The sequence below is a fragment of the Rhizobacter sp. P1_G5 genome (genome assembly GCF_056405435.1).
This window is the reverse complement of the sequence record NZ_JBFUCB010000141.1, coordinates 1-11,348: the sequence shown is the minus strand read 5'-3', so window position 1 is coordinate 11,348 and position 11,348 is coordinate 1. Positions and strand designations below refer to the sequence as shown.

Sequence of the window (11,348 nt, the reverse complement as noted above, 5' to 3'; positions counted from 1 at the left end):
GGCCTGCGCCACGCCCTGCAGCGCGGTGCCGAAATCCGCCCGCTCGGCGCGTTCGTCCCAGCGCAGCTTCAGGCTGCCGCGCACCTCGCGCAGCGGGCCGGCGGCGGCCATGCGCAGATCGCGCGCCGCCTTGTCGCAGGCGGCGGCCAGTTCCTGCCATGGCGCGAGCCCGCGCGCCAACTGCAGCCCGGCGCCGAGCATGTCGCGGGCGAAGTCGATCACCTGCCCGGTGCCGAGCGTCGTGCCGAGGAAGGCGACGCCGGCCTCGGCGAGCTGGTGCGCCTCGTCGAACACCGCCACCTCGACGCTCGGCAGCAGCTCGGCCACGCCCGAGTCGCGCAGCGCCATGTCGGCGAAGAACAGGTGGTGGTTGACGACCACCAGGTCGGCCGCCATCGCCTCGCGCCGCGCCTTCATCACATGGCACTGGCGGTAGTCGGGGCACTCGCTGCCGAGGCAGTTGTCGCGGGTGGAGGTGACCAGCGGGATCACGCTGGAGCGCTCGTCGAGCCCGTCGAGCTCGGCCAGGTCGCCGCTGGTGGTGGCGCGCGACCAGGTCTCGATCTTGGCCAGCGTGCGCACCGCCCAGCGGTCTGGCAGCTGGGCCGACTGGCGCGCCTGGTTCATGCGGTGCGTGCAGAGGTAGCTGGCGCGGCCCTTCAGCAGCGCAATCGTCAGCGGCAGCCCGAGCGCATCGCGCAGGCGCGGCAGGTCGCGCAGGAAGAGCTGGTCCTGCAGGCTCTTGGTGGCGGTGCTGACGAGCGCCCGCGCGCCCGACAGCAGCGTCGGCACCAGGTAGGCGAAGGTCTTGCCGACGCCGGTGCCCGCCTCGGCGACCAGCGCATGCCGCCCGTCGATCGCCTGCGCCACCTGCTGCGCCATGCGCTGCTGCACCTCGCGCTCGACATAGCGCGGATCGGCCTGCGACAACGCGCCGCCCTGGGCGAAGGCTTCGGCGACGGCCTCTTCGAGCGGAGTCAGATCAGGCGGGTTCGGGAGGGTCAAGCTGGGTTTCCAGTTTCGCGATCTGGTCGCGCAGGGCCAGGCGCCGCTTCTTGAGCCGGCGCATCGCGAGTTCGTCGTCGGAGTGCTCGCCAGCCACGCGGTCGATCAGGCTGTCGAGGTCGGCGTGTTCGATGCGAAGCTCGATCAGGCGGCGCTGCGGCGAGTGCAGGTTGTCGTCCATCGAGGAGAACGTCGCGGAGTATTGCAGGTGGGCGTGGGGGCAAAGCGATTATAGTTTTCGCCCATGAGCACACCCCCAGGATATCGGCTGAATGCCGCCACCGGCATGCACCGCGGCGACCGCGCCTACCAGCAGGACCAGGTCGAGATCCTGCCCCATCACCGGGTTCCCGGGTGTGCCCTGGCGGTGCTGGCCGACGGCATGGGCGGCAAGAGCGGCGGTCGCAAGGCCGCCGACCAGGTGGTGCTGACGGCACGCCAGCTGTTCGAGCGCTACAGCCCGAACCAGGACGATCCCTCCGAGCTGCTGAAGCAACTGGTGCTCGAAGCGCACCTGATGATCAAGCTGACGGCGATCACCGCCGAGGAAGAGCCGCACAGCACCGCGGTGGCCTACCTGATCAGCCCCTCGCGCGAGTGCGACATGATCCATGCCGGCGATTCGCGCTGCTACCACTTCCGCGGGCCGGACATGGTCCGCCGCACCATCGACCATTCGTTCGTGCAACGCCTGGTCGACGAGGGCCAGATCAGCGAGGAAGAGGCCAACACGCACCCGCAGTCGAACCTGCTGACCGGCTGCCTCGGCACCTACCAGGATCCGCCGCTGACCTTGCACCACATCGACCAGCTGCAGGTCGGCGACTCGGTGCTCGCCTGCAGCGACGGGCTGTGGCACTACTTCAGCCCGAAGGAACTCGGCGCGATCGTGCACACGCTGCCGCCGCGCGAGGCGAGCGAGATGCTGGTGACGAAGGCACGCCAGCGGGCGCGGGGGACGGGGGACAACCTGTCGCTGGCGCTGATCCGGATCGACGCGCTAGGCTAGATAGAGCCCCYCCAGTCGCTTCGCCCCTCCCCCCAGGGGGCACCACCCGGCGGCCCGGCGAAGCCGGTTCCGCGGGCGTTGCTTGATCGGCATTCAGGGCGCCGAAGCGGCGGGGAGCGGCAATCCCGGCTTGCGGGTCGCCGCCTTCTTGCGGTTGCGTTCTTCGATCTCGGCCTTGTGGGCCTGCGCCTCGCGCTGGCGAGCCTCGAATCGCTCGCGCGCCTGCTGCTCGTCGGCACTGCGATCGACCGGTGCCGGCCGCGATGCGGCGGCTGACGGCGGCAGCAGCGGCTTCGATGCGCGCGCCTTCGGTTCGCGCGGCGGCCGCGGCTCCGGCGCCGGCTTGTTGATCTCGTCCCAGGCCTTGGCATCGCGCCGCCGGCGGTGCTCGGCGCTGCGCTGCTGGCGCTCCACCTCGTCGAGCGCGATCTCCTGCTGGTGCAGGTTGTCCAGCGACTGGCGCCGGTCGGCACGCGCCTGGTCGATGCACGAGGTCACGACGAAACGGCGCTTGCACTCGGCCTCGCGCTGCGCATACTGCGCCTCGGCCACCTGGCGCTGCTTCGCGATGCGCTCGCGCTCGRCCTGGCTGGACGGCGCGTCCTTCGTCTGCGCCTGCACCAGCGCGGCGACCAGCAAGGCAGCGGTGACGAACAGCCTTTTCATGTCAACCGAGTATCCACGTCGCGGCGCTCCAGCGACAGGAATTCCTTCGACTGCATCTCGTTGAGCCGCGACACCGTGCGCGGGAACTCGTGCGCCAGCGGGCCGTCCTTGTAGAGCTCTTCCGGTGGCACCGCGGCCGACATGATCAGCTTCACGCGGCGGTCGTACAGCACGTCGACCAGCCAGGTGAAGCGCCGCGCCTCCGAGGCGAGCCGCGGCGGCATCTGCGGCACATCCGACAGCAGCACGGTATGGAACTGCGTCGCAAGCTCCAGGTAGTCGTTCTGCGAACGCGGCCCGCCGCACAGCGTCTTGAAGTCGAACCACACCACGCCGCCGGCCTTGCGCCGCGCGTGCAGCTCGCGGTGCTCGATGTGCAGCACCGGCGGCTCGTCCTTGGCCTCGGCCAGCCGCGTGAAGGCCTCGGCCATCGCCGCATCGGCCTCGGGCCCGAGCGGCGTGTGGTACAGCGTCACCTGCTCCAGCGTGCGGCGCCGGTAGTCGGTGCCGTTGTCGACGCTGATCACCTCGAGCTTCTGCTTCAGCAGTTCGATGGCCGGCAGGATGCGGTCGCGGTGCAGGCCGTTCGGGTACAGGTCGTCCGGCTTGAAGTTCGAGGTCGTGACGATGCTGACGCGGTGCGAGAACAGGCTGTCGAGCAGCCGGTGCAGGATCATCGCGTCGGTCACGTCGGCGACGTGGAACTCGTCGAAGCAGATCAGCCGGTGGCGCCGCGAGATGCGCGCGCCCAGTTCCTCGAGCGGGTTGACGATGCCCTTCAGCTCGGCCAGCTCGCGGTGCACCTCGCGCATGAACTCATGGAAGTGCAGCCGCGTCTTGCGCTGCAGCGGCACGGCGTTGAAGAAGCAATCCATCAGGAAGCTCTTGCCGCGCCCCACCCCGCCGTGCATGTAGACGCCGCGCGGCAGCGGCGGCCGCACCAGCAGCTTCGCGATCGMATTGCTGCGCCGCGCCTTGTAGGCCTCCCACTCGTCCTGGCAGCGCTGCAGCGCAGCGACCGCGGCGAGTTGCGCCGGGTCGCTTTGGTAGCCGCGCTCCGCGAGCGTCTGCCGGTACAACTCTGTGACGGAGACCATCGAGCGCGGTGGCTTCCGTTCAGAAGTTCAGCGTGCGCTTGTCGACGGCCAGGGCCGCTTCCTTCGTGGCTTCGCTCAGCGACGGGTGCGCATGGCAGATGCGCGCGATGTCCTCGGCCGAGGCCTTGAACTCCATCGCGACCACCGCCTCGGAGATCAGCTCCGACGCCATCGGCCCGACGATGTGCACGCCCAGGATCTCGTCGGTCTTCGCGTCGGCGAGGAACTTGACCATGCCCGTCGTGTCGCCCAGCGCGCGCGCCCGCCCGTTCGCGAGGAACGGGAAGGTGCCGGCCTTGTAGGCCCGGCCCGCGGCCTTCAGCTGCTGCTCGGTCTGGCCGACCCACGCGATCTCCGGCGAGGTGTAGATCACCCACGGGATCGTGTTGAAGTTGACGTGCCCGTGCTGGCCGGCAATGCGCTCGGCCACCGCGACGCCCTCTTCCTCGGCCTTGTGCGCGAGCATCGGGCCGCGCACCACGTCGCCGATCGCCCAGACGTTCGGCAGGTTGGTCTTGCAGTCGTCGTCGACCACCACCGCGCCGCGCTCGTCGAGCTTCAAACCGACCGCTTCCGGGTTCAGGCCGATCGTGTTGGCAACGCGGCCGATCGAGACGATCAGCTTCTCGACCTCGAGCGTCTGCGCTTCGCCCTTGGCGTTGGCGTACGCGACGGTGACACCCTTCTTGCCGGTCTTGACTTCGCTGATCTTCACGCCCAGCTCGACCTTCAGGCCCTGCTTGTTGAAGGCCTTCTGCGCCTCCTTGGCGATCTGCTCGTCGACCGCGCCGAGGAAGGTCGGCAGCGCCTCCAGCACCACCACCTCGGCCCCCAGGCGGCGCCASACCGAGCCCATYTCCAGGCCGATCACGCCGGCGCCGATCAGSCCCAGCTTCTTCGGCACCGCGGGGATGCGCAGCGCACCGTCGTTGCTGAGGATGTTCTCCTCGTCGAACGGCGCACCGGGCAGCGCGCGCGGGTTGGAGCCGGTCGCGACGATCACGTGCTTGGCGACGATCGATTCTTCGGCCGCGCCCGCCACCTTGATCTCGTAGCCGCCTTCAGCGGCCTTCACGAACGAGCCGCGGCCGTGGAAGAACGACACCYTGTTCTTCTTGAAGAGGTACAGGATGCCGTCGTTGTTCTGCTTCACGACCGCGTTCTTGCGGCCCAGCATCTTGCTGACATCGATGCTCAGGTCCTTCAGGCCGATGCCGTGGTCGGCAAAGGCATGGCCGGCATGCTCGAAATGCTCGCTCGACTGCAGCAGCGCCTTCGACGGAATGCAGCCGACGTTGGTGCAGGTGCCGCCCGGGGCCGGGCCGCCCTTCTCGTTCTTCCACTCGTCGATGCAGGCGGTGTTGAAGCCCAGCTGCGCCGCGCGGATCGCGGCGATGTAGCCGCCGGGGCCGCCGCCGATGACGACCACGTCAAATGATTTGCTCATCGTCGGTTCCGGTTAGATGTCGAACAGCAGGCGGGCCGGATCTTCCAGCGCATCCTTCATCGCGACCAGGCCCAGCACGGCTTCGCGGCCGTCGATGATGCGGTGGTCGTACGACATCGCGAGGTAGTTCATCGGGCGGATCACGATCTGCCCGTTCTCGACCACCGCGCGGTCCTTCGTCGCGTGCACGCCGAGGATGGCCGACTGCGGCGGGTTGATGATCGGCGTCGACAGCATCGAGCCGAAGGTGCCGCCGTTGCTGATCGAGAACGTGCCGCCGGTCAGCTCCTCGAGCGACAGCTTGCCGTCCTTGGCCTTCTGGCCGAAGCCGGCGATGGTCTTCTCGATGTCGGCAAAGCTCAGCTGGTCGGCATTGCGGATGATCGGCACCACCAGGCCGCGCGGCGAACCGACCGCGATGCCGATGTCGAAGTAGCCGTGGTAGACGATGTCGTTGCCGTCGACGCTGGCGTTGATCACCGGGTACTTCTTCAGCGCGGCGACCGCGGCCTTCACGAAGAAGCTCATGAAGCCCAGCTTCACGCCGTGCTCCTTCTCGAACTTCTCCTGGAACTTCTTGCGCATCTCCATCACCGGCGCCATGTTCACTTCGTTGAACGTGGTCAGGATGGCGTTGGTGGCCTGCGACTGCAGCAGGCGCTCGGCAACGCGGGCGCGCAGGCGGCTCATCGGCACGCGCTGTTCCGGACGATCGCCCAGGTTCTGCTGGATCGGCGCGGCGACGGCCGGCAGCGGCTTCGCCACCGACGGTGCGACCGGTGCAGCCACCGGTGCGGCGACAGCCGGCTTCGCGCCGCCGGCGATCGCGCCCAGCACGTCGCCCTTGGTCACGCGGCCGTCCTTGCCGGTGCCGGTGACGGCGCTGGTCGACAGGTTGTTGTCGGCCAGCAGCTTGGCGGCCGCGGGCATCGCGACATCGCTCTTGCTGGCGCTGCTCGGCGCAGCGGCAGCCGCCGCCGGGGCCGCGGTCGGTGCGGGCACGGCCTTGATTTCCAGCGGGCTCACCTGCGCAGCGGCTTCGGTGTCGATCCGGGCGATCACTTCATCGCTGGTGCAGCTCTCGCCGTCGTTCTTGACGATCTGCGCGATCACGCCGGCGGCCGGCGCCGGCACTTCCAGCACGACCTTGTCGGTCTCGATCTCGATCAGGATCTCGTCGATCGCCACGGCCTCGCCGGGCTTCTTCTTCCATTGCAGCAGCGTGGCTTCGGCCACCGATTCGGACAGCTGCGGGACTTTGACTTCTACGATTGCCATGAGGTTCTTTCTTGGTGTTCAGCACGGTCGCAGCCCGGCCGGCCATCGGGCCGGCGGGCTGCGCCACGACTTGCTTATTTGGTGAGGATGAAGCCCTTGAGCTTGGCGAAGGCCTGGTCGAGCAGCGCCTTCTGCTGCTCCTGGTGCAGGTGCGCGTAGCCCACTGCCGGCGAGGYCGACGCGGGGCGACCCGCATAGCCCAGCCGCTGGCCGTCGACCATGTTCTCGTGGATGTAGTGCTGCACGAAGAACCAGGCGCCCTGGTTCTGCGGCTCATCCTGGCACCAGACGATCTCGGTCGCGTTCGGGTACTTCTTCACCTCGGCCGCGAAGGCCTTGTGCGGGAACGGATAGAGCTGCTCGACGCGGATGATCGCCACGTCGGTGCCCTTCTTCTCGGCACGGGCCTTCACCAGGTCGTAGTAGACCTTGCCGGAGCAGGCGACGATGCGCTTGACCTTGTCGGTCGCGATCTCGTCGTTCGCTTCGGGGATCACCGTCTTGAACTCGCCCTTCGTGAACTCGACGAGCGGGGACGTGGCGTCCTTGTTCCGCAGCAGCGACTTCGGCGTCATGATGATCAGCGGCTTGCGGAACATGCGCACCATCTGGCGGCGCAGCACATGGAAGATCTGGCTGGCCGAGGTCGGCTGCACGATCTGCATGTTGTTGTCCGCGGCCAGCTGCATGAAGCGCTCCAGGCGCGCCGACGAGTGCTCCGGGCCCTGGCCTTCATAGCCGTGCGGCAGCATCAGCGTCAGGCCGTTCGCACGGCCCCACTTCACTTCACCGGATGCGATGAACTGGTCGATCACCACCTGCGCGCCGTTGACGAAGTCGCCGAACTGCGCTTCCCAGATCGTCAGCGTGTTCGGGTCGGCGCTCGCGTAGCCGTACTCGAAGCCGAGCACCGCTTCTTCGGAGAGCAGCGAGTCGATCACGACGAACGGGGCCTGGTTGTCGGCCACGTGCTGCAGCGGCGTCCAGGTGCCTTCGTCCCACTTCTCGCGGTTCTGGTCATGCAGCACCGCGTGGCGGTGCGTGAACGTGCCGCGGCCGCTGTCCTCGCCGGACAGGCGGATCGGGTAGCCGCTCGCGACCAGCGACGCGAAGGCGAGGTGCTCGCCCATGCCCCAGTCCATGTTGATGTCGCCGCGGCCCATCGCGGCGCGGTCGGCCAGCACCTTCTCGACCAGCGGGTGCGGCTTGAAGTTCGCCGGCACCGTCGTGATGCGCTCGGCCAGGCGCTTCACCTCGGCCAGAGGCAGCGCGGTGTCGGCCGAATCGGTCCACTTCTTGTTCAGGTACGGCGACCAGTCGACCGCGTACTTGCTCTTGTAGTTAGTCAGCACCGGGTCGATGGTGTGCTTGCCGGCATCCATCGCGGCGCGGAACTCCTTGACCATCGCGTCCGGGCCGTCGGCCGGCAGCACGCCCTGCGCCACCAGCTTGTCGCCGTACAGCTTGCGGGTGCCCGGGTGCTGGGCGATCTTCTTGTACATCAGCGGCTGCGTGAGCGCCGGCGTGTCCTGCTCGTTGTGGCCGAGCTTGCGGAAGCAGACGATGTCGACCACCACGTCCTTGTTGAACTCCTGGCGGTAGTCGAGCGCGAGCTGCGTGCACAGCACGACCGCCTCGGGGTCGTCGCCGTTCACGTGCAGCACCGGGGCCTCGATCATCTTGACCACGTCGGTGCAGTACAGCGTCGAGCGGGTGTCGCGCGGGTCGCTGGTCGTGAAGCCGATCTGGTTGTTGATGACGATGTGGACGGTGCCGCCGGTGTAGTAGCCGCGCGTCTGCGCGAGCGCCAGCGTCTCCATCACCACGCCCTGGCCGGCGAAGGCCGCGTCGCCGTGCACCAGCACCGGCAGCACGGTGTCGCCTTCCTTGTCGCCGCGGCGGTCCAGGCGGGCCTTGACCGAGCCTTCGACGACCGGGTTGACGATCTCCAGGTGCGACGGGTTGAACGACAGGCTCAGGTGGACCGGGCCGCCGTCGGTGGTGACGTCGCTCGAGAAGCCCTGGTGGTACTTCACGTCGCCCGAGGGCAGGTTCTCGGGCGCGGTGTGGTCGAACTCGGCGAACAGGTCCTTGGGCATCTTGCCCAGCGTGTTGACCAGCACGTTCAGGCGGCCGCGGTGGGCCATGCCGATCACGATCTCCTGCACGCCCTTCTCGCCGGCGCGCTGCACCAGCTCGTCCATCGATGCGATGAAGCTTTCGCCGCCTTCGAGCGAGAAGCGCTTCTGGCCGACGAACTTGGTGTGCAGGTAGCGCTCGAGGCCTTCGGACGCGGTCAGGCGGTTCAGGATCTGCTTCTTCTGCTCGGCCGTGAAATTGGGCTTGGAGCGGATCGACTCGAGCCGCTGCTGCCACCAGCGCTTCTCGGGCTGGTCGGTGATGTGCATGTACTCGGCGCCGATCGAGCTGCAGTAGGTCTCGCGCAGCGCCTGCACGATCTGGCGCAGCGTCATCTGCTCGGCGGTCGTGAAGTAGGTGTTCGTCGCGCTGAACGAGATGTCCATGTCGGACTCGCTCAGGTCGTAGAACGCCGGCTCCAGCTCGGGGATCTTCGGGCGCTCCTGGCGCTTGAGCGGGTCGAGGTCGGCCCAGCGCGAGCCGAGGAAGCGGTAGGCGGCGATCAGCGACTGGACGTGGACCTGCTTGCGGGCGACCGCGAGGTCGGCGCTGCTGGCCTTGTTGCCGAAGGCGTTGGCCTTGGCGCGTTGAGCGAACGATTCGACGACCGGTGCGTGCGGAACGTCGGCAGCCGACGAACCGTCGGCGGCAGGAACGTGCTGGAGGGCGTCGAAGTAGGCGCGCCAGTTGTCAGGCACCGAGCCCGGGTTGTCGAGGTAAGCCTCGTACATCTCTTCGACATAGGGCGCATTGCCCCCGAACAGGTACGAGTTCGACCTGTATTCCTGCATCATTTCGCTCACCTTTCACACCGGTTTCCGGTGCTGTAGTGGGTTGAGAAACCTTCCGCGACACGGCTAGACCGGCTGGCGGATTGCGACCCGCCTTGACTGATTTACCAGCAAGGGGACGGGAAGGACCTGAAAGTCACGGGCGCGACTGTAACACCGTTGGAATTCTGCGGTCTACCTCGTGGGATCGGCGAGTTTCCCGCGGGCGACAATCGCCTCCTCCCATCGGACGATGCCGTGCGACGAATCATCCGGATCCACCCTGACGCGCCGCCGAAACCGGCGTTCGGCGCCCCGTGCAACGGCTGCGGCGTGTGCTGCGCGAGCGAGCCGTGCCCGGTCGGCGTGCTGGTCAGCCGGCGGCGCCACGGCGCCTGCGCGGCGCTGTTGTGGGAGGTACAAGGCGGTTACCGCTGCGGCGTGCTGGTGCGGGCGCGGCAGTTGCCCGGGCCGGCATGGCTGCGCCGCTGGGCCGGCCGGGCGGTCGCGCGGCTGATCGCCGCCGGCCAGGGCTGCGATTGCGACTACGAGGTCGAACTGGACGTCGGGGTGTTGCCGCCGCGTCAGAACGCCTCGTCGTGACTGGAGCGCGCCCACAGGTCGAGCCCGCCGTCCTGCGCATGCCGGTCGATCTCGGCCAGCTCCTGCGCGCTGAAATCCAGCCGTGACAGGGCTGCCACGTTCTCGCGCAGCTGCTCGGGCCGGCTCGCGCCGATCAGCGCGGTCGTCACGCGCGGGTCGCGCAGCACCCAGGCCAGCGCCATCTGGGCGAGCGATTGCCCGCGCCGCTGCGCGATCGCCCGCAGCGCGCGCACGCGCTCCAGGTTGGCGGCCGAGAGGTGTTCCGCCTTCATCGAGCCACCGCCCGGCTTGTTGATGCGCGCATCCACCGGAACGCCGTTCAGGTACTTGTCGGTCAGCAGCCCCTGAGCGAGCGCGCTGAAGGCGATGCAGCCGGCGCCTTCGCCCTCGAGTGTCGCGAGCAGCTCGCCTTCGATCCAGCGGTTCAGCAGGCTGTACGACGGCTGGTGGATCAGCAACGGCACGCCACGCTCGCGCAGCAGCCGCGCCATCTCGGCCGTCTTGCCGGCCGAGTACGACGAGATGCCGACGTACAGCGCGCGGCCCGACTGCACCGCGGTCGCGAGCGCCGAGGCGGTTTCCTCCAGCGGCGTGGCGGCATCGAAGCGGTGCGAATAGAAGATGTCGACGTAGTCCAGGCCCATGCGCCGCAGGCTCTGGTCGAGGCTCGCGAGCACGTATTTGCGCGAGCCGCCGCCCTGCCCGTACGGGCCCGGCCACATGTCGTAGCCGGCCTTGGTGGAGATCACCAGCTCGTCGCGGTAGCCCTTGAAATCCTCGCGCAGCAGGCGCCCGAAATTGGTCTCGGCGCTGCCGTACGGCGGGCCGTAGTTGTTGGCGAGGTCGAAGTGGTTGATGCCGAGGTCGAAGGCGGTGCGCAACAGCGCGCGCTGCTCGGTGAGCGGCGTGGCATCGCCGAAGTTGTGCCACAGGCCGAGCGACAGCGCCGGCAGTTTCAGCCCGCTGCGGCCGCAGCGGCGGTAGGTCATGGTCTCGTAGCGGTCGGCCGCGGCGGTGTAGGTCATGGTGCCCGGGGTGTCATTTGACGAAGTCGTACAGCGGTGCATTCTTGTCGACGATGTGCACCGTGAACAACTTCAAGGGTATGTCGCCGACCACCTTGAAGCTGCCGTGCTGCACGTCGCGCAGGTTCAGCCCGGTCAGGCCGGTGGGCATCATCGAGGCATCCTTGCCCGGCGCCTGCACCATCGCGCCCTGCAGCACGTGGAACGCCTCCACGCCGTGGTGCACATGCAGGTTGCTGCTCTGGCCCGGCTTCAGCTCGACGATCGACGCGATCACCTCCATGTTGGGCGTGCCGCTCAGGTCGGTGC

General features: G+C 68.2%; 11 protein-coding genes. 2 read left to right on the top strand and 9 right to left on the bottom strand.

Annotation, left to right across the window (positions count from 1 at the left end; translation table 11 throughout):
* Both AC1D12_RS12590 and AC1D12_RS12585 read right to left on the bottom strand, forming a co-directional pair.
* On the bottom strand, window positions 1-1,005 hold a 1,005-nt coding region (locus tag AC1D12_RS12590), incomplete at its 3' end, for an ATP-dependent DNA helicase (RefSeq protein WP_477840719.1).
* Complete coding sequence (locus AC1D12_RS12585; protein WP_047502498.1) at window positions 983-1,186, bottom strand: YdcH family protein; 204 nt, start codon at window positions 1,184-1,186, stop codon at window positions 983-985. The genes AC1D12_RS12590 and AC1D12_RS12585, both read right to left, overlap by 23 nt.
* Before the next feature lie 63 nt (window positions 1,187-1,249).
* On the opposite strand from AC1D12_RS12585, the gene AC1D12_RS12580 reads away from it, so the two are divergent.
* A complete protein-coding gene (locus AC1D12_RS12580; RefSeq protein WP_047502495.1) occupies window positions 1,250-2,014 on the top strand; it encodes a PP2C family protein-serine/threonine phosphatase in 765 nt (254 codons plus the stop codon).
* Window positions 2,015-2,107: 93 nt separating this feature from the next.
* Here the strand turns inward: AC1D12_RS12580 and AC1D12_RS12575 are convergent, their stop codons facing one another.
* The 5 genes from AC1D12_RS12575 to AC1D12_RS12555 form a co-directional block, all read right to left on the bottom strand.
* Complete coding sequence (locus AC1D12_RS12575) at window positions 2,108-2,680, bottom strand: hypothetical protein (RefSeq protein WP_477840717.1); 573 nt, start codon at window positions 2,678-2,680, stop codon at window positions 2,108-2,110.
* Window positions 2,677-3,777: a cell division protein ZapE gene (gene zapE / locus AC1D12_RS12570; protein WP_477840716.1), complete on the bottom strand. Its 1,101-nt coding sequence runs from the start codon at window positions 3,775-3,777 to the stop codon at window positions 2,677-2,679. The genes AC1D12_RS12575 and zapE overlap by 4 nt, the downstream gene beginning before the upstream one ends.
* A gap of 19 nt (window positions 3,778-3,796) precedes the next feature.
* The gene (gene lpdA, locus AC1D12_RS12565; protein ID WP_477840714.1) at window positions 3,797-5,224 is read right to left on the bottom strand and encodes a dihydrolipoyl dehydrogenase; all 1,428 of its coding nucleotides are present in this window, start codon (window positions 5,222-5,224) and stop codon (window positions 3,797-3,799) included.
* Window positions 5,225-5,236: 12 nt separating this feature from the next.
* The gene (odhB, locus tag AC1D12_RS12560) at window positions 5,237-6,502 is read right to left on the bottom strand and encodes a 2-oxoglutarate dehydrogenase complex dihydrolipoyllysine-residue succinyltransferase (RefSeq protein WP_477840712.1); all 1,266 of its coding nucleotides are present in this window, start codon (window positions 6,500-6,502) and stop codon (window positions 5,237-5,239) included.
* 74 nt (window positions 6,503-6,576) lie between these two features.
* A complete protein-coding gene (locus AC1D12_RS12555; protein WP_477840710.1) occupies window positions 6,577-9,435 on the bottom strand; it encodes a 2-oxoglutarate dehydrogenase E1 component in 2,859 nt (952 codons plus the stop codon).
* A 234-nt stretch (window positions 9,436-9,669) separates the two neighbouring features.
* On the opposite strand from AC1D12_RS12555, the gene AC1D12_RS12550 reads away from it, so the two are divergent.
* Window positions 9,670-10,014: a hypothetical protein gene (locus tag AC1D12_RS12550; RefSeq protein ID WP_477840708.1), complete on the top strand. Its 345-nt coding sequence runs from the start codon at window positions 9,670-9,672 to the stop codon at window positions 10,012-10,014.
* On the opposite strand, the gene mgrA is transcribed toward AC1D12_RS12550, so the two are convergent.
* A complete protein-coding gene (gene mgrA, locus AC1D12_RS12545; protein WP_477840706.1) occupies window positions 9,996-11,039 on the bottom strand; it encodes an L-glyceraldehyde 3-phosphate reductase in 1,044 nt (347 codons plus the stop codon). The two genes, AC1D12_RS12550 and mgrA, sit on opposite strands and share 19 nt — an antisense overlap.
* A 13-nt stretch (window positions 11,040-11,052) precedes the next feature.
* Window positions 11,053-11,348: cupin domain-containing protein (locus AC1D12_RS12540; RefSeq protein ID WP_477840704.1), on the bottom strand; the 296-nt coding region annotated here is incomplete at its 5' end.